Genomic DNA, 18,568 nt, shown 5'->3' with positions numbered 1-18,568 from the left:
TGAACGCTGAAGCCTTTTCTAAATTTTGTTACAAGTACATAAATCCGTTCTGAATTCTGTCGATCTCTGTTTCGGGCACTTCAGCCTCAGCGGCGCACTCCGCCCATTGCTGCTGGGCGTGACGGACAAGATCAATACTTTTGCGAACTGCGGAGGATGACACATTCATTGCTTTTCCGGCAGCCTTCAGATCCTCCAGCGTAATATCTCGTGTCTTGCCCTGAATCGTCATCTGATGCGCCCCGATCCAGCGATGGCCAGGCGCATATGAATACGTCATGTCGTATGCCGGGGCTAAATGCCATGTTCCATCGCGATCCATCAGGAAGGAGATATTTTTTACATGATCATCCTGATTACGCAACAATACACAGAACACCATCCGTAAAAACAATTGATTAACATCTGCCTGATCGACTTGAATCCGTCGCATGATTTCCGCTGCGTCCTCGTAGCCGTGAGCTGCCGGGTCGTTGAAATTATAATGCGCGAGAGCCCCAATCGTTTGCATATGACGTTTCTTACCGCCATCCAGGCGATCAAAACGCTGCGTCATGAAATGATACAGCCCGTTATCCCGATGCAGACGACACTTGCTCATAGTAATGCGAGCATGCTGCGCCATCAGATAATAGGCGTATTCGATACGGGTATATGAAGGTTTGTCGGCAGAGTCTTCTTTGTCCCTGTTGTTTTCGACCCCGTCAAATTTAATCAGCCAATACTCATATCCGGCACCCGCATCAATCTGTCCGGAACGTATGTCTCCGGTGACAGGATTCCATGCGATTAAAGCTTTGGCTCTGGCGCCGCCGGCAGAAGTTCCGATCCTCATGAGTTGATCTAACCCATGCTCGTTCGTGTTTATAGAAAGTTCTTTTCGTTCAGAAAGGATGTCAGAGGCCAGTTTTACAAGTTCATCGATTTGAACAGATTCACTGGTGTTGGCAACAAATTCATGCGCAGGTACATATTCCAAAGCCCCCATGCCTCGGCTTCCGGTGTAGCATAAACGTTCAACGGCTGACAGCTCACGCATCGTCCTTCCGAATCTGGTGAGATACGCCTGGATAAGCCGATTTCCAAACTTATCCGGCAATGAATCCGCCAGCAGTCCGGGCAATCCGAGGAACGCATCATTCTGATTCGCAGGGAAGGCGTATATCCGATTTGTGACAGGCATCATCAGGGGAGATGGTTCGATCCCGCTCCTCTGAAAGGCGCGGGTGTACTGGAAACGGGGCAGAGAGGAAGCATCCTCCTGTGTGACAGCGCCAATCTCCGTCCCCCAAAGGTAAACACGGGCACCGATCATTCTTCATCTCCCCACTTCCAGTTGCTCTCCTTTGTTTCTTTCCTTTTGGATGCGCGTTGTCTTATGTGTCCGTATTGCATCGCATCTATCGGACTGATTTGCGTCTCCGGTACCAGCATATCCACATTGACTAAAAGATTCAGCCCGCGAAGAACAGACAGCCAGCCATCGATCGCCACACTTTGTCCGGCCTCCATGCGGGCAATGGTGCTAAGGGAAACTCCGCTCTTTCTGGCTAACGCCTCTCGGGTTACATTGCCCGCAATGCGCTGAGCCTTCAGCCTTTTCCCGAGTTCTTGCAGCGTTGCCAGATTGCTGCTGAATGCCTCAATTTTCATAGTTGTCACCATCCTTCACGTTCATGATACTATGCTTTTATAACATGTCAATATAGAGTTTTTAAATGCCAAATTTACATATAACAGCTCTATTTTGATATGTTATCATTGCTCTGCTCGCTGAACTGAAGAGATTTTAAGAGAGGGGCAAATTCGTAACGTTTGCAGGAGTTTATGCCATTTCATTTTCCAAAGCACCGTTTTTAGGAGCTTTGGTGCTTTGGCGGAGCTTTGGAAGCTTTGGAGAACTGCGGGTAAATCGTTTATTTACAAGGTTTGGAGCGGAATGTCATTCTATTTTCTAAAGCACCGTTTTTAGGAGCTTTGGTGCTTTGGAAGCTTTGGAGAACTGCGGGTAAAGCGTTTATTTACAAGGTCTGGAGCGGAATGTCATTCTATTTTCTAAAGCACCGTTTTTAGGAGCTTTGGTGCTTTGGCGGTGCTTTGGAAGTTTTGGAGAACTGCGGGTAAAGCGTTTATTTACAAGGTCTGGAGCGGAATCCCATTCCATTTTCCAAAGCACCGTTTTAGCGGCGCCTTGGTGCTTTGGGGATTCTTGTGCTCCCAGACGGGCACCTTTATCCCGGGGCGTCCGCCGTTTCCGGTTTCTCAGTTTACTTTCCAATGTCCGTAGCGTTTTCCGCAATACCCGCTCTATCCGGCCGGTTTCTTTTCCCGGTTTCTTTTCCCCGGTTTCTTTTAACGTCTTGATGTATTTCTGTACTATGCGGCGAGATATATCTATCCGCTCTCCCAGCGATCCTGTGATGTGTTCCCGTTGAAATATAGAATCTGCAAAATCTGTCAAACATCACTAAGCCGTTCATTGCAAACACAAACCGACAGTACTGGAAATGGGAATGTATTAACAAGGAGACGCTATGACCATCTCTTTCAGACTGAACGAAACAGATACAGACATCATAAAAGCCTATGCGAAAATGCGGGGAATGACTGTTTCAGAACTGATTCGCGGAATTGTCATGGAACATATCGAAGAAAAATCTGACCTGCAAGAATACGAAAAGGCCTGTGCCGCATATAAGAAAGATCCCGAAACTTTTGCTCTTGACGATGTTATCAAGGAATTGGATCTGGCATGAGCCATACAGTTTGGGAAAGAGCGGTTTCCGTAAAATAAAATCCCGCGGCGTTTCCGGCTCAGGAAAATCTGGCGTTTTTTCATGGACAGTGGAAGCAGGCAGGGAAGGGCGGTGGCAACAGGAATGTCTCCAGGAGCATGGTGACATCTGGGGGCTTCCCTGCTTTCACACCGAAACAAAAAAGGAGTCCGAAGACTCCTTTTCACTTCTTAAGGCTCAGCTCTTAAGCTGCGTTAAGCTCTATTTCGCCGAGGTGCTGATGGTTCTCACCTGTCTCTCGGTGCGGCTGTACTTATCGTTTTCCACGGAGTTAGAGAAGGATTCCTGCTCCAGATAACCGTCAGCTTCGGTGGCATCGGCAACAGAGGTGTTACCGGATACCATGACGAAGTGGACGATAAAGGAGAGTACCAGGCCTACCAGGAAGCCGATAATGCCGGCGGAGGTCCAGTCGCTGTTCTCCATCAGGAACTTCGCGCCCGGAACGCAGAGCGCGGAGGCGGCTACTGACCAGATACCGGCGGAGGTGAACATTCTGCCCCAGTCGGTGGGGAGATTGCCTACCAGCTTTCCGGTCTGACCGTTCACAGCGAAGATGAAATCCTTGCCGTCCCACTTGTTCCGAATGATCCATACCGGGAACATGGCGTACTTGATGGATCTGTCCGAGAAGTCCACATGGGAATCAATCACATCAACCTTGTCATAGCCCTTAACGGACTTATCGATAATGGTCTTAACGAAGGTCTCCCGCATGCGCTTCTCAAAACGCGGATAGCTTTCCTCCACGCCTACATCGTATTTGGTGGCGGAAAATCCGGAAACATACGCGGTCTTGAAGGCCAGAGCTTCCTTGGTATTGAAGGGCTCGATGGAATCCATGAGATCATCGTCCATTTCCTTGGAGGCATCGGCGGGAAGATCATTGAACTCCATGTGGCTCTTGCGGTAAACGTCGTAGTGCTCATGTTCGGTGATTTCCTGATCGCCGTTCCTTCTTCTGGTGATCTTCTGGCAGTCGAGATTAACATCGCCGTCGGCCTTGCAGCTCAGGAGCCAGAAAGGCACGTAGATGCCCTGGATCTCCTTCTTGCGGGCTTCGGCGTTGAAGCTCCGGGGCACAAAATGCTTGGTGGCAATGTGCTTTGAGTAAGCCTCCTGCACCTTCTTCTGATCAAACTTGAACGGAATAATGATGTCAGGCTGGGCATCGGAGATCTTGCCGGAAAGGACAATGGGACTGTCGCAGAAGGGACACTTTTCAGAAATGGAGGTCAGAGCCGGGGTGATTTCACCGCCGCAGGAATTACAGACGTAGGTTTCCTGCTGGCCTTCCTGGATCATTTCCCCGGTTTCGGGATCAGTGTCCATGCGGGTGGCGCCGTTCTTGATGTCGATATTGCTCTCAGCCAGCTTCTGCGCTGCCATGGCGTCATACTCCTCCTGGGAGATGACGGAATCGCAGAAGGGGCACTTCAGCATCTGAGTCTTGATATCGAACTCGTAGGTGCCGCCGCAGGGGCATTTGTAGCGTTCTGAATTGCTGGTCATTGCTTGATTCAGTCCTTAAAACTTGTGACCGCACTGCGGGCAGAACTTAGGGGTAGGGCCCTCGTACTTGGCGCCGCATTCAGGGCAGGCGCCGCCGGCCTGAGGCTTCTGCTGACCGCAGTTCATACAGAACTTGCCGGTATTCTGGGTGCCGCAGGAGCAGGTCCAGCTTCCCTGAGGCTCAGGCTTCTGCTGACCGCAGTTCATGCAGAACTTGCCGGTGTTCTGAGTGCCGCAGGCACAGGTCCAGCCGCCCTGAGGAGCCTGCTGAGGCTGCTGCATCTGGGGCTGCTGAGGCTGCTGCTGTTGCATGGCGAACAGGTTGGCTGCATTGATGCCGCCGGCGCCCTGAGCCATGCCCATGCCCATAAAGCCGTTCATGGCGCCGTTGGCGTTGCCGGCAGCGGTTACCATGGCATCGGCCTGAGCTCTGGCCATCTGAGCAGCGGCCATGCCCGGGGTGGCGTAGGCGGCAGCTTTCTGGATCTCCTTGAGCATCTTCTGATCTTCTTCAGGCATGCTTACGGAGTTGAGAGCGATGGAGAATACTTCGATGCCGCGTCTTGACCACTTGTCATTCAGCACCTTGTTCATGCTGTCACAGAGCTCGTCCACGTGCTGCGGCAGGGCATAGGGTCTGATGCTGAGGTCGGAAAGAGCGCCCAGAGCCCGGTTAAGGCCGCCTACGAATTCCTGCTTCAGAGTGGGAACGATGGTATCGCGCTCGTAAACGTCAGGCACATTGCCGCCCAGCTGCTTGTAGAAGGAGACCGGATCGGTGATCTTGAAGGTGAACATGCCGTTGCAGCGCACTGACACGTCCATATCAATGTTCATTCTCTGATCCACAATGCGGAACGGAATCGGGGTGGCGGTGCCGAACTTGTTGTCGATGATTTCCTTGACGTTGAAGTAGTAAACTCTCTGATCGGAGCCCTGAACGCCGCCCTGCTTGAAACGCTCCCAGGCTGTGCCCATGACGCCCTTGATCTTGTCCATGTTGAGCTTGCCGCTGAAAATGGAAGGCTCGCCGCCCTTGTCATAGGTGAATTTGCCGGGCTCGGCGGCTACTTCCATGACGATGCCGTTGTCCACCACAATGGCGCACTGGCCGTCGGCCACCACAATGCCGGAACCGTTGGAAATAACATTGTCGCTGCCACCGGTATTTGAGGATCTGCCGTTAACAACCTTCTGTCCCTTGACCATCAGAGTATCATTATCCAGGGCATCGCAGGTGAAGAATTCCTTCCACTGATCGGCGAGGGTTCCCCCCATGGCTCCAAGAGCGGCTTTGATTAATCCCATTATGTTTCTCCATAAAAATGTCAGAAAAAAACACCGGAGAGGCCTCCTGCCGCGGTTGAGAGAGCTTCCTGTAACAGAAGAAAACAGCCCGGACACACCCCTCCGCAATTATGGGACAATATATAAAAATGCAGGGCCTGTGTGGGGATTAATTCCCGAATAATGGGGACAGATCACGAAATTGAAGGTAATTTCTGTAAAAAATCAGGGGATTTGTATATATGGCGGAATCCCGGATTCCTGCTGAAGATCCCGGAAAACTTCCGAAAAAGATCCCGGGTCTGCCGCAAAAGGGAGCCCGGGATCTTTGAGCAAAATAAGAAAGACAAGGCTGAAATCGCCCCCGGCATATCTCAGACTGACGCCGGAGCGGCCGGTTATTTTGCCGCTTCCGGAGCGGCCTGGTTTTCCCGGAGCTTCTTCCGGGAGAGCTCCCGGAGTACCGGGAGATCCCGCTCCTTTACCTTGCCGTTGCTTACGAAATAAAGGAGGCCGTCGCTTTCCAGAACCAGAGCAATGTCCACGGTTTCATATTTGTCCGAAACCTGACATTCCCCGATCCGGGCTTCTCCCTGAGGGGTTTTCCGGAGATCTATGAGGGCGGTTTTGCAGCCCAGCTTCTTGTACTCCTCCAGAGCGTAGTCGTTAAGGGTTTTGTCCGGCATCTTCAGGAGGAGCGCCCGGGAGTGTCCGCCGCTTTTGCCGTGGATAAACTCCACCGCCGCCGGTGCCTCCGGAGTCCCGGCGATAAACTTTTCCGCATACCCCGGCGGGATGACGACAGCGCCGGAACGGTTCTGTGCTGCTAATCCCGGCACCGGGGCCAGAACAAATGTCAGAGCCAGTGCTGCCAGAGTTTTGGTCGGTAACTGAAATTTCATAAGCTCCCCCATAACAAACTGAGCTGTCTCCAGCCGTACTTCTGATATCCGTGCCCGGAAGCAGGATAACGAAAACGGCGGTCAGGAGACTCCGCTTCATTATACACAGGTTTTTGGGAGGATGAGACGGCCGGGAATCGCCGCATGACCTGTATCTCTCTTGCCAGGCCTTATAAATCAAGCTTTCCTGGGGTGATTACGATTCATGAGAGCCGCCGTCCCCGGGCCTTGGAGCTTGCAGCCATCAGCAGTTTTCCCAGAAAGTCATCAATGCCGGGTTATCAGCGCCGCAAAACCGCTCTTCATGGCCGCAGTTCATGTTGATAATTATGGTAAACCCATATAACATTCGACTTGCAGTTTTATCAAATCACAGACATCATTTGCGAGCCGGCAGTGAATATAATGCTGTCAAAAAATATCAGACATATCGGAATAAAGGATTCGCTATGAGCGAAGAGAAAGTTGCCTTGTTAAGCATTCCATATGGCGAAGTTGTTTATGAAACCTTTCGTGAATTACGCCGGGCCTTTGTCGATAAAAGCTCGGTAATCAATGCGCTGGATGATGCAGATACCCCTCTTTACCCGATTTTGCTCCGCCCGAGACGTTTTGGCAAAAGCACCTTTATCCAGATGCTGAAATGCTTCTATGACCTGTCATACAAGGACAGATATGAGGAACTCTTTTCCGGAACGGATATCTATAGGGAGAATCTTCCCAGCCATAACACCTACCATGTTATAAATTTTGATTTTTCCAAAGTCAGTACCCAAAGCGTCTCTGCCATGCTGAACAGCTTTTTTTCTGCGGTGGCAAATGGTATCAGCAATTTCAAAAGAAGATATCCTGATTTTGCTTTTGATTATCAGGATCTTGATAAATCAGACTCTGTCACCCTATTCAACAATTTTGCATCAGCTTATTCTGATTACGTTCTGAAGCTTCCAAGCCCTGAAAACTCTAAAAACAATAAACGCGGCAGGCTTTATGTAATGATTGACGAATATGATAATTTCGCCAATCAGATCCTTTCACAGGACTTAGCGCTGTTTCTTTCCATTACCGGAGACAAAGGTTTTCTGAAAGCATTTTATGCCGCCATAAAATCAGCGGCTTCAGAAGCGGACTGCATAGCAAAAACCTTTATTACCGGCGTGTCATCAGTATCTTTGGATTCTCTTACTTCCGGATTCAATATCGCGCTTAATGTTACGTCAGACGCATGTTTTAACGAATATGCCGGCTTTACTGAAGCGGAGCTTGCTAAATTGATACCCCATCTGGTAGATATCAAACAGCTGGGAGTCAGCGCGGAAGAAATTATTGCCCGCATGAAACCAGTGTACGATGGTTACTGCTTCAGTCAGGAAGCAAAACACACGGTGTTTAATTCATCCATGTGTTTGTACTATTTGAGAACAGTTCGAAAAAAATGCAAATTTCTTCCTCCGGAAGATTATCTGGATCCGGCTTCAGACCATGACGGTTCTAAGCTTCAGCAGCTGTTCGGCATTGCCGAAGAAGGTCTTGCTGATGAAATTATTGATACATATTTGAGCGGAGACAGATTTTTACTGAAGGAACTTGCTGAAAATATCAATCTGAACGAAGACGCCAGATATAACCGCATACAGCTTTTGTCCTTGCTTTACTACCTTGGCTATCTCACAGTCGATACCAGTCAGGTGTCTGATGACAGACTGGCGCTAAAAATTCCGAATCTTTTTATGTCAAAGCTGTTTGCTCAGTGCACCGCTGATATGCGACTAAGACCTAGCAAGGTGTTTACAGATTCAGTTCTGGACATATCGGCACTACATGATATTAAGGATGATATCTCATCGTTTGCTGCATCCTGCACGGAATTCCTGAGCGGAATTTTTACCAGCCAGGTACTGACGCATATGAGCGAAATGGCTCTTAATCTGACGCTTTACACTAAACTTGATTCCATGCGGGGAATTTTTGCCGAGATGCAGAAGTCTCTCAGGGTGGTCGGAGACGGCGAGAAATTTGCTGATTTGGTGATAACTGTAAATGCAGATAAGGATAATGAGTGCATTTACCTTATTGAGCTTAAGCATGCCGCTAAGAACGAAGCCACAGAAGCCAGAATTCGAACTTTGACCAATGAAGCCAGAGATCAGGTTCTTAAGTACAAGTCAGCCCTGGAGTTCCGGGGGAAACAGGTCAAGGCCTACGCCATGGTCTTTGCCGGATCTGACTGCAAGATCTGCGAAATGCAGAAGTAAGGGAGTGCAGGTCAGTGGCGGCGGAAATGCCGACAGTTCCTGTCCGGGCACGGTCAGCTATCCTTTGTCCATAATTTCCAGGAAACCAATGAAAAGCTCTCAGGGGATGCGGTTATAAGCTCCGGCGGAGGACAAATGCTAGAATGCTTCCCGGCGGGCAGGGCGGCTGCGAGATACCAGATGTCATCGCAAAGGAGGACTTTTCCGGAAAATGCCCGCATTTCTTTTCCCGCCACGGAAAGCCGGCCCGAACCCGGGATCACCCGGGTTTTCTCAAAATCCTGAATCCCGGCTCCAGTGAGCTTTCCGGCCGCCTCCCGGAGCGTCCAGAGCTCAAAGAACCGTTCCGTCATGACGGAGGGAGTCTCTGCTTCCTTAAGGTAATTTTGCTCCTCCGGGGAGTAAAAGCGTTTGGAAATGCCATCAAGATTCCTCCTCGCAGTTACCCTTTCCGCATCTACCCCCAAAGGACAGTCCGAGATTCCCAGAAAAACCAGATTTCCGGAATGAGCAAAGCTGAAGCAGGGGAGACACGGATCCCGGAAGTACGGTTTTCCCAGAGGCTCTGTCATGATTTCCGGGAGATCCGGAAGGGGCTTTCTCATAGCTCTTTCAAGATTCTCCCGGGTCAGCGCGCCATTTTTTTGAAATTCCGGAGAAGCGAAGATCCCGAGTCCCTGCCTAAGGGTCAGGATGGCTGCGTTATGGGCATCCTCGTGCCGCGGGCGGCGGAGACCTCCGGACACGGTCTCCGGGCCGCCCGGAATCACGGATAAAAGAAACAGCGTCCGGGGAAAAGCGCCGGCGGAAGACGATTCCGGGGACTCGGGAGATTTCGGTGAAAAAGAGGCTTCCTTCATGATTTTCCTTAAGGGGCCTATGCCGGCAGCATAGTCAGCGGCCTTGCGGCAGTTAAGCAAGCGGCTTAAACAGCGGGGTTTTCCGGGAGCTTATGCCGCAGATTGCACAGTATACTCCGGAAAGCCCCGGGCTTAAAATTTCCGCATTTTAAAATCCTTTCGGCCATGGCGAGGGCAGGGCGGCAATGGTGTATAATAGCCGGAAAATGCTCTGGAATCTTTATAGCGGAGCCAGCAAATAACAGAAAACGCGGAATAACAGAGAACAGCGGAGGCTTAACAAATGTATATGCCAGACATGTCCGGTATTGCTTATCCGGAGCCGGAACCGGAGCTTTCCGAAGCAGAAAAAAAGTCCCTTCAGGATCAGATCGCCCTGAAGCTCCGGGAGCGTAACGCCGTTCTCATTGCCCACTATTACACCGCTCCCGAGGTGCAGGAGCTGGCGGATAAGACCGGCGGCTTTATCGGAGATTCTTTGGAAATGGCCCGCTGGGGCAAGAACGCTCCGGCGGAGACCCTGCTGGTGGCGGGAGTGCGCTTTATGGGAGAGACCGCTAAAATTCTTTCCCCCGAAAAGACCGTCCTCATGCCGGATCTCGGGGCGGAGTGCTCTCTGGATCTGGGCTGTCCGGCTCCCGAGTTTCAGAAGCTCCGGGAAGAGGAGCCGGATCGCGTCGCCGTGGTGTATGCCAATACCTCCGCTGCGGTGAAGGCTCTTTCCGACTATGTGGCCACCAGCTCCTGCGCCATTGACCTTATTCATTACCTGGATCTTCAGGGCAAAAAGATTCTCTGGGCCCCGGACCGCCATTTGGGAGCCTACGTGGCTCAGGAAACCGGGGCAGACATGCTGAGATGGCAGGCCCATTGCGTAGTGCATGATTCCTTTAAGGAGGATGCTCTCCGGGATCTCAAGGCCGAGCATCCCGACGCCGCCGTGATGGTGCATCCGGAGGCTCCGGCTGCGGTAACCGCCATGGCTGATTTTGCCGGCTCCACCTCCCAGATCCTGAACAAGGTGCGGGAAATGGATCGCAAGGAGTTCATCATTGCCACGGAAACCGGTATTTTCTACAAGATATCCCAGGCCTGTCCTGACAAGGTTCTGATTCCGGCCCCTACCGGCGGACACGGCGCCACCTGCCAGAGCTGCGCGCACTGCCCCTGGATGCGGATGAGCACGCTGCCGAAGCTTTTAGCCGCTCTGGAAAGCTCTCAGGGACACAATATCGAGGTGCCCGAGGATATCCGCGAGAAGGCCCTTTTGCCGGTGCAGCGCATGCTGGACTTCAATCAGGCCCTGAAAAAGCACGGCTCCGTGGAGGAGATGGTGCGGGCCGGCGTCCGGATCTGACCGGCACCCCGGAGGAACCATTGCGAAGAGAGTCCCGGAAACCCCGGGATTTTTGGTTTTTCTGCCGGGAGCGGTTTTAAACCGCAGGGGACAGGATCCCGTTTTTGTCCGTTCCCGTTTCCGCATTTTCGGGTGACAGATTTTCGATATTGATTCGGAAAAGATTTTTTTACGATTTCTCAAACTAACAAATAAAGGAGAGTCTCAGACAGAACAAGTATGAACGGTTTATTGCTTCTGACCATAGCTCTGGCGTATTTTGCGGCCGGCTATGCTTTTTACGGCGGATATCTGAACCGTCTTTTCGGGATCGACGACCGGAGATCCACGCCGTCCGAAACCAAAAATGACGGCGTGGATTACGTGCCCACCAGCAGATCCGTGCTGTTCGGGCATCACTTTTCCTCCATTGCCGGCGCCGGCCCCATTGTAGGGCCTATTGCCGCTGCCTACTTTGGCTGGCTGCCCGCGCTCCTGTGGATCCTTCTGGGCTGCGTCTTTATTGGTGCGGTGCATGATTTTGCTTCCCTGTTTCTTTCGGTAAGGCACGGCGGCCGCTCCATCGGCTACGTTATCGAACGGCTTATGGGCTATGCCGGACGCCAGATGTTTCTCATTTTCTGCTGGGTGTCCCTGATTCTGGTGGTGGCGATTTTCGGGCTCATGGTGGCAGGAACATTCGTGAAGACCCCGGCCGTGGCCACAGCCTCGGTTCTTTTCATTCTCATGGCTCCGGTGTTCGGCTACGTCTCCCGGAATGTGTGCGGTCTTAAATTAGCTTCGCTGATTTTTGTGCCCCTGTCATTCCTGACAGTCTGGTTCTCCGGCATGATTCCCATCGATCTGGTATCCCTGTTCATCGAAAGAGGCATGGATGCGGAAGCTGCCAAAAGCGCCGCTCTCTGGAGCTGGATGGGAGTTCTGGGCGTCTATGTGATGCTGGCTTCGGTTATTTCGGTAAAATGGCTGCTCCAGCCCCGGGACTATCTGAGCTCCTTCCTGCTTTATGCCATGATTCTGGGCGGCGTTCTGGGCATCTGCTGCTATGCTCCGGATCTGAAGTTCCCGGCCTTCACCGGTTACAACGTTCCCATTGGAAACGGCCAGCCCACTGACATGATCCCCGCGCTCTTTATTCTGGTGGCCTGCGGCGCCTGTTCCGGCTTCCACTCGCTGGTAGCCTCCGGCACCACCTCCAAGCAGATCCGCCGGGAAAGCCACATCCAGACCATCGGCTACGGCGGCATGATTGTGGAGGGTATTCTGGGCGTTATGAGCCTGATTTCCGTGGCCTACCTCAGCCAGGCTGATTTTGCGGAAATTGCGGCAAATCCGGTTCATGCCTTTGCCTCCGGCATCGGCGTCTTTATGTCGAAGATGGGGCTTTCCGGCACTCTGGCGTCCAACTTTATCAGCCTGGCCATTTCGGCCTTTATGCTGACCACGCTGGATACCGCCACCAGACTGACCCGTTTTGTTTGGCAGGAGCTTTTCACGCCCTCCTGGGAAACCCGGGAAAAGATGCAGAACGAAGGCATTACCGCAAAGAAGAACCCGGTTCTGAGCTTTATTACCAATATCTGGGTTGCCTCCATACTGGCAGTGTTTTTGGCTGGTCTTCTGGCTTCCACCGGAAGCGCCAATTCCATCTGGCCGATATTCGGAGCCTCCAACCAGCTTCTGGCCGCTCTGACTCTTCTGGGCGTCAGCATGTATCTTATGACCAAAAAGCTTAATTTCTGGGTAACGCTGCTTCCCACCGCGCTTATGATGCTTATGAGCATCTGGGGGCTTTCAGACATTATTAAGGCTTTTGTCGACAAGAACCTGATGCTGGCCGGCGCCGCAGGCTTCCTCATTGTTATGGCGCTTCTTCTGGTGGCGCTGTCCGTGATCATGCTGCACCGCAACCTCAGGCAGCTTTACGGCAAGGGCGAGAAGCCGGCAGAAAAATAGCTGAGCCGATAACAGGCCGCTAGAAGGCCAGAATAGAGAAACGCTTCTCCGTGTTTTATGGGGAGGCGTTTTTTATGGCCCCGGCATTATTCAGACCTGTCCGGAGCGTTTCCCGCAAACAGTGTCTGGCCTATCAAGGGTCAGTTACCGCCCCGGATGCCAGCAAAATATGTTTTTGGGAAACAGAAGCAAATTCTATTTCCCAAAATTGTACAAAAATCAAAAATGGGAAATTACAAGGATGCAATAGCAGTGCAGTACTGAAAACGGCGAGGTGCCGATGCATGAAGCTTATTGAACGGAAGCATTATCAGGAGCGGCTTTTCAAGGCCAAGGGATGCCTGCGCGCCTGACATAAAGGTCATAACCGGGATGAGACGCGGCGGGAACTGGAGAATTTAATATTTAGGCATTGATGATTGAGTGTGTTATCATGACGCAAATAACTAGCTTTAAAAATCAGAACGAACCGTTTGTGTCTAACTCCGCCAGAATTTCTTCAAAAGAATTATAGACTTTCTTATTCGGATCTTTTTCCAATTCCGCAACTTCCTGAATAGCTGCAATAGTTTCAGCATTAGGGATGCCATAATTGATGATATTTTGCGTATGCTCAGCTATGTTACTTCTTACATTCTGTTCATAACCGGCAACAGTGCTTTTGTAAGCGTTATGGTCATTTTTATCCATAACAAAAGAACAAGTATCTGTATCAGGATCCATAGATCACCCCACTAAGTTACTTAGCGCTATTGTACTACGGTTGGACATCTTCGGACTGCTTTGGACAAGTGTGAATATATGGCAATCTTCCGAAATCTGATAGTCTCCTTTACTGCCGCGTTTTCTATGAAGAAAGCTTCTCCGCTGTTTGAGGTGAGGCGTTTTTTTATGGCCCGGCATTGTTGCCGGCATTGTTCTGACATTGTCAGGAACTCCTTTGCCCAAACCAGTGCCAGAGCCCCTCTCGCGGGCAGTAAGTAAGTGATCCTAATACTGACAAAATATACTTTTGGGAATCATAATCAAATTCTACTTCCCAAAATTGTATAAAAATTAAAAACGGGAAATAGAAATGCTACAATAGCAGCACAGCACTGAAGATGGTGAGGTGATGATGCATAAAGCTTATTGAAAGGAATCTTTATCTGGGAAGGCTTATCGAGACAGGTGGCACGCCTGACACAAAAGTCATAATAACAGGGGTAAGACGCTGTGCAAAACCCGAGCTGACGGAGGCTTTCATATCATATGCGCAGAAGAACGACAACGGACGCAAACAACATTTGCGTGAATTTCAGTCTTCCGGAATGACTGCTTCCTTACACTCCCCGCCCCCTTACACTGCATTCGTTTTTTCTGTAAAACGTTTCTTCATTGTTTACAGGGAGGCATTTTTATGCATTTGGCATTGTTCCGACATGTCAGGAGTTCCCTGACACAAAGCAGTGCCATTCCCACTTTGGGGGAGCCAGTAACTGATCCGAATACTGATTAAATATATTTTTGGGAAGCATAAGCAAATCCTATTTCCCAAAATTGTACAAAAATTAAAAACGGGAAATAGAATTGCTACAATAGCAGCAAAGCACTGAAGATGGTGAGGTGATGACGCATGAAGCTTATTGAACGTAATCTTTATCTGGGAAGGCTTATCGAGGCAAAGGGCACACCTGACATAAAGGTTATAACCGGGGTACGACGCTGCGGTAAATCAAAGCTTCTGGAATCATTCATATCATATGCACAGAAGAACGATCCGGAAGCAAATATCATTCATGTGAATTTCAGTCTCCCGGAATATGACCGTCTCCTGACATGCCGCGCTCTTTATGATTATATTTCCGACAAGTATCAGGAGGGAACGGCAAACTATGTGATGATTGACGAAGTTCAGATGTGCAAGGATTTTGAAAAAGCGATTAACTGGCTGCATGCAGAGGAACGATACGATATCTATATTACTGGCTCAAACGCATTTTTGCTGAGTTCCGATCTGGCTACTTTGTTCACCGGACGGACTTTTGAGGTAAAGGTCTATCCGTTTTCATTCACCGAGTTTGTTAAATACTTTGAACTCGATAATGCTTACGACGCATTTGACAGATACATTATCGAGGGAGGCTTATCAGGCTCTTACCTGTATCGCAGGCAGGAAGCGAAGTACGACTATATTGCAGATATCTTTGATACGCTAATTGTCAGGGACATCAGGCAAAAATACAAAATCCGGAATGCTTCTCTGATGGATCAGATATCAGAATACCTGATGGATAACATTTCAAATCTCTCATCCGCAAGAAACATTGCCGATACTCTCACCGGCAACAGGAATAATATCAATCACAGGACTGTGAGCGCTTATATGGAGTATCTCTGCCAAGCCTTCGCATTCTACAGAGTTCGCAGATATGACATCCGAGGAAAGAAATATCTGACCTCCAATAATAAGTATTACCTCAGTGATCATACGTTCCGTTATGCGAAGCTTGGCACGAGAAATATGGATTACGGCAGGGTGCTTGAGAATATTGTAGCGATAGAACTGATACGCCGGGGATATGAGGTTTATGCTGGCATGCTTTATAAGAAGGAAATCGATTTTGTGGCCATGAAGCGCAGCGAGAAGCTGTATATCCAAGTCTCCGATAACATAACCGATGAAAAGACTTTGGAAAGAGAAACAAGTCCTCTGCTAAAAATAAGAGATGCCTATCCGAAGCTCATTCTTGCCAGAACCAGACACGGGATGACGGATTACGAAGGAATACAGATTATTGACGTGGCTGACTGGCTGCTCTCACGCAAAACCCCGGCAGCGGAGCAGCCATAGAGCTCCGTTTTTGGCGAATCTGATGCTGTAATAATTTTCTTGTTAAATCCTGACAACAATGCTAAAATCCGCACGTTTTTGATGGATCTGCCCTGGTCGCAAGGCAGTTTCCTTTTCTTTAGTGTATTTTTTTGAGAGTAATCAAAATGGCAGAAACTAACAAGTTTACCGCTGAGGTTCGTAATGTATTCGGGAAGGGTGCGAGCCGCCGCCTTCGTCGTGCGAACCGTTTGCCGGCTATTATCTACGGCGGAAATGAAGCTCCTGTAAGCATCAGCCTCGAGTACATCCCTGTATTTACCGCTCAGCAGAGCCCGGCTTTTTATGCTGACCCTATCGTTCTTACCATTGACGGCAAGGAAGTAACCGTTAAGCCGGTTGCCATTCAGCGTCATCCGGTAAACGGCGCTCTGATCCACATCGATTTCATGCGCGCTTAACGGACAGACTCCGTTTCAGTTTATGACTTTATGACAAAGGCACTCTCAAGAAGGGTGCCTTTTCCGTATCAGGGGGGATTATGACCATCACTATCGGAAGAATGAATAACCTCCGGCTTGTCAGAACCGACGATAAGGGCGGTTTTTTCGATGCCGATGGCTACGGGGAGGTGTTTCTTCCCAGATCTCAGATTCCTGAGGATCTGAAGCCGGATGGCAGTCTCAGTGTTTTCTGCTACATAGATGACGGACGGCTGACCATTACCGCCAAAAAACCCCGGGCGCTTCTGGGGGAACTGGGGCGTCTTTTGGTGCGGGATGTAACTCCGGGAGCCGCCTATATGGAATGGGGAATTCGCAAGGATCTCATGGTGCCCTTCAGAGAACAGAATCCGGAATTCCAGCTGGGGGAGTACTATGTGGTTTATGTGGATATCGACAATGAAGGGCGGCTTTTCGGGACCAGCAAGTTCAATCGCTATTTCACGGACTATCTCCCCGAGGATGCGGATCTCAAGCCGGGAGACCGGGTAACTCTGATGCCGGTGGCCAAAACCCCTCTGGGCATCCGGATGGTGGTGAATAACAGCTATTTCGGCATGCTTCCGGCTCATCTGGCGGCTCATAACGATGTCCATTACGGCATAAAGATGAAGGGCTTTATTCAGTCCGTGCGGCCGGATCGAAAGATAAACCTGTCCCTGTATCAGGGCGGCCAGGAAGGCGTCATCAGCGCCGGCGGCTTTATCTTGGCAAAGCTCCGGGAGGCTGGGGGACATCTGCCGTACTGCGATAAATCAGATCCCCGGGATATTGAAAGGGATCTGGGCATGAGCAAGGGCAAGTTCAAGAAGGTGATCGGCTCTCTCTACAAAAACAAGCAGATTCTCCTGGATGATAACGGGATTACGCTGCTCCCGGAGAACTCCTGATCAGCTCTTAAGAGAGAGACAGGAAGCCCCGGAATCCCCATCTTAATGAGAAGGATTCCGGGGCGTTTTTTTTTCAGGAGCAGGAAATTTCAGGATCGGATCAGGAGAAGAGCTCCCGGGCAAAGATCTCAAAAAGCAGAGTCTGCCCCTGATTGTACATGTCCCCGAGATCGTCCGGGGCGTTTTCCGGCACCGGATCTCCGGGCAGCCGTACCTTGCGCCAGCCCAGATCCGGGTGCCCGATATGCATTTCTCCGTTGTCCAAAAGGGCGTAAAGGAGGGTATCCACGCATATCATGTCAACGATTTTGTTGGGCCAGGGGAAGTCTTCGGAGCTGCCCTTCTTGAAAGGATACAGCGTGCCGGTGACCGGCAGTCTGGTCAGCACGATGATCTTGCCCCAGTTCAGGAGCATGGCGGGAGAATTGTTGAAGTTCACCAGGCCCTTGACCTTTTTCAGGGGACAGGACACGGTATGCTTCTTTATTCCGGTCTCCTCGTTATAGACATAGAGAATGGGCACGCTCTGAGATTTGGCGGAAATAAACATGAGATAATCCCGGTAACCGATGATTTTATCCGCTGCCACCGGATTAATGGCTCCCTTGAAGACAAAGCTGAGATCCGGGGAAATGGCATAGCATCTGATGCGGTTATCCGTAAGCAGAAACAGGGTCTGCATATCTCCGAGGGTGGTTTCCGGGGTCTCCGGCGTAATCTTGTCGTAGTGGTGCTGTTCATCGCAGTAGCGCTTCATGGCCGCCAGAGATTTTACCGGCGCATCCAGCTCCAGCTGCTGCCAGGACTGACCCTGATCAAAGGAATACCATACCTGGCCGTTCTCCAGCAGCGCAAATGCAGCCGGACCGTGAATTTTCAGGATCTCTCCGGTATAGTCGATGGAAACCACCGGGGCGTCAAATTCCCGTACCGGAGTCCATTCTTTAGCTCCGTGCCGGCGGGAATAAATGCAGTTTCCCCGGCAAAACCAGAGAATATCCGACATGCTGCTGTCAATAAAGTGCGTAAAAATAGACATAGTGATTTGCTGTTTTAATGTATGGCGTTCGTTACAGTGAGTAATTGCTTCTCTGCCATTATATCCGTCTTAGGCGGGAAGTTCCGGTTTTTTGCGTGCTTAATGGCGCTGAATATGCGGTATCATGCAGAATTGCCCGGAAACTGTTATTTCTTCGCATTTTCCGGCATTATCCTCAGGGCATTTTCCTGTCCTTTCACTGACACTATCCCTGACCTCTGTTACGAATCATGCTTCCCGGAAAATTCCGAAAACGCCGTCCCGGAGCCGGGTTTTCAGGAAAAACCCGGAATATTCCGGGCAAGGGGCAGATTTTTTCTCTCTTTGGCCGCGAAAGAGGGGAGGTTTTTCCCCGGAGCTGTGATAAATGTGTAGAATAATGTGCCGGAGATCACATGAT

General features: G+C 50.4%; 16 protein-coding genes. 7 read left to right on the top strand and 9 right to left on the bottom strand.

Features of this window, described 5'->3' with window-relative positions; translation table 11 throughout:
• Window positions 1–28: 28 nt before the first annotated feature.
• From ACJROR_RS04990 to ACJROR_RS04980, 3 genes are all read right to left on the bottom strand, one after another.
• The gene (locus ACJROR_RS04990) at window positions 29–1,315 is read right to left on the bottom strand and encodes a type II toxin-antitoxin system HipA family toxin (RefSeq protein ID WP_406546135.1); all 1,287 of its coding nucleotides are present in this window, start codon (window positions 1,313–1,315) and stop codon (window positions 29–31) included.
• Window positions 1,312–1,653 carry a helix-turn-helix domain-containing protein gene (locus tag ACJROR_RS04985; RefSeq protein WP_406546134.1) on the bottom strand — a complete coding sequence of 114 codons (342 nt, stop codon included), beginning with the start codon at window positions 1,651–1,653 and terminating at the stop codon, window positions 1,312–1,314. Before ACJROR_RS04985 ends, ACJROR_RS04990 begins: the two co-directional genes overlap by 4 nt.
• A gap of 364 nt (window positions 1,654–2,017) precedes the next feature.
• Window positions 2,018–2,461, bottom strand: coding sequence for a helix-turn-helix domain-containing protein (locus ACJROR_RS04980; RefSeq protein WP_406546133.1), 444 nt, complete (start codon window positions 2,459–2,461; stop codon window positions 2,018–2,020).
• Between the two features lie 73 nt (window positions 2,462–2,534).
• On the opposite strand from ACJROR_RS04980, the gene relB reads away from it, so the two are divergent.
• Entirely contained in the window at window positions 2,535–2,756 is a 222-nt protein-coding gene (gene relB, locus ACJROR_RS04975) for a type II toxin-antitoxin system RelB family antitoxin (RefSeq protein ID WP_406546132.1), read from the top strand.
• A gap of 240 nt (window positions 2,757–2,996) precedes the next feature.
• Here the strand turns inward: relB and ACJROR_RS04970 are convergent, their stop codons facing one another.
• From ACJROR_RS04970 to ACJROR_RS04960, 3 genes are all read right to left on the bottom strand, one after another.
• A complete protein-coding gene (locus ACJROR_RS04970) occupies window positions 2,997–4,307 on the bottom strand; it encodes a TFIIB-type zinc ribbon-containing protein (RefSeq protein ID WP_406039953.1) in 1,311 nt (436 codons plus the stop codon).
• Between the two features lie 15 nt (window positions 4,308–4,322).
• Entirely contained in the window at window positions 4,323–5,615 is a 1,293-nt protein-coding gene (locus ACJROR_RS04965; protein ID WP_406039951.1) for an SPFH domain-containing protein, read from the bottom strand.
• A 377-nt stretch (window positions 5,616–5,992) separates the two neighbouring features.
• Window positions 5,993–6,496 carry a hypothetical protein gene (locus tag ACJROR_RS04960; RefSeq protein ID WP_406546131.1) on the bottom strand — a complete coding sequence of 168 codons (504 nt, stop codon included), beginning with the start codon at window positions 6,494–6,496 and terminating at the stop codon, window positions 5,993–5,995.
• A gap of 449 nt (window positions 6,497–6,945) precedes the next feature.
• Here ACJROR_RS04960 and ACJROR_RS04955 point away from each other — a divergent pair, with 449 nt between their 5' ends.
• Window positions 6,946–8,751: an AAA family ATPase gene (locus ACJROR_RS04955; RefSeq protein WP_406546130.1), complete on the top strand. Its 1,806-nt coding sequence runs from the start codon at window positions 6,946–6,948 to the stop codon at window positions 8,749–8,751.
• Between the two features lie 53 nt (window positions 8,752–8,804).
• On the opposite strand, the gene ACJROR_RS04950 is transcribed toward ACJROR_RS04955, so the two are convergent.
• Window positions 8,805–9,611 (bottom strand): 4'-phosphopantetheinyl transferase family protein, encoded by an 807-nt coding sequence (locus tag ACJROR_RS04950; RefSeq protein ID WP_406546129.1) that lies wholly within the window; start codon window positions 9,609–9,611, stop codon window positions 8,805–8,807.
• Between the two features lie 283 nt (window positions 9,612–9,894).
• Here ACJROR_RS04950 and nadA point away from each other — a divergent pair, with 283 nt between their 5' ends.
• Together nadA and ACJROR_RS04940 are read left to right on the top strand one after the other, a co-directional pair.
• The gene (gene nadA, locus ACJROR_RS04945) at window positions 9,895–10,968 is read left to right on the top strand and encodes a quinolinate synthase NadA (RefSeq protein ID WP_406546128.1); all 1,074 of its coding nucleotides are present in this window, start codon (window positions 9,895–9,897) and stop codon (window positions 10,966–10,968) included.
• A 219-nt stretch (window positions 10,969–11,187) separates the two neighbouring features.
• The gene (locus ACJROR_RS04940; RefSeq protein ID WP_406040892.1) at window positions 11,188–12,924 is read left to right on the top strand and encodes a carbon starvation protein A; all 1,737 of its coding nucleotides are present in this window, start codon (window positions 11,188–11,190) and stop codon (window positions 12,922–12,924) included.
• A gap of 459 nt (window positions 12,925–13,383) precedes the next feature.
• Here the strand turns inward: ACJROR_RS04940 and ACJROR_RS04935 are convergent, their stop codons facing one another.
• On the bottom strand, window positions 13,384–13,647 hold the full coding sequence (locus tag ACJROR_RS04935; protein ID WP_406040894.1) for a hypothetical protein: 264 nt from the start codon (window positions 13,645–13,647) through the stop codon (window positions 13,384–13,386).
• Window positions 13,648–14,539: 892 nt separating this feature from the next.
• Here ACJROR_RS04935 and ACJROR_RS04930 point away from each other — a divergent pair.
• From ACJROR_RS04930 to ACJROR_RS04920, 3 genes are all read left to right on the top strand, one after another.
• The gene (locus tag ACJROR_RS04930; protein WP_406040896.1) at window positions 14,540–15,757 is read left to right on the top strand and encodes an ATP-binding protein; all 1,218 of its coding nucleotides are present in this window, start codon (window positions 14,540–14,542) and stop codon (window positions 15,755–15,757) included.
• A gap of 146 nt (window positions 15,758–15,903) precedes the next feature.
• Window positions 15,904–16,197, top strand: coding sequence for a 50S ribosomal protein L25 (rplY, locus tag ACJROR_RS04925; RefSeq protein WP_406040898.1), 294 nt, complete (start codon window positions 15,904–15,906; stop codon window positions 16,195–16,197).
• A gap of 80 nt (window positions 16,198–16,277) precedes the next feature.
• A complete protein-coding gene (locus ACJROR_RS04920; RefSeq protein WP_406546127.1) occupies window positions 16,278–17,129 on the top strand; it encodes a S1 RNA-binding domain-containing protein in 852 nt (283 codons plus the stop codon).
• Between the two features lie 100 nt (window positions 17,130–17,229).
• Here ACJROR_RS04920 and ACJROR_RS04915 read toward each other — a convergent pair whose 3' ends face one another.
• Window positions 17,230–18,168, bottom strand: coding sequence for a hypothetical protein (locus ACJROR_RS04915; protein WP_406546126.1), 939 nt, complete (start codon window positions 18,166–18,168; stop codon window positions 17,230–17,232).
• Between the last annotated feature and the right edge of the window lie 400 nt (window positions 18,169–18,568).

The sequence above is a fragment of the Succinimonas sp. genome (assembly GCF_045225735.1).
GTDB lineage: Bacteria > Pseudomonadota > Gammaproteobacteria > Enterobacterales > Succinivibrionaceae > Succinimonas.
Note: the sequence above shows the minus strand (reverse complement) of the source record. Positions and strands in the feature narration are given on the sequence as shown.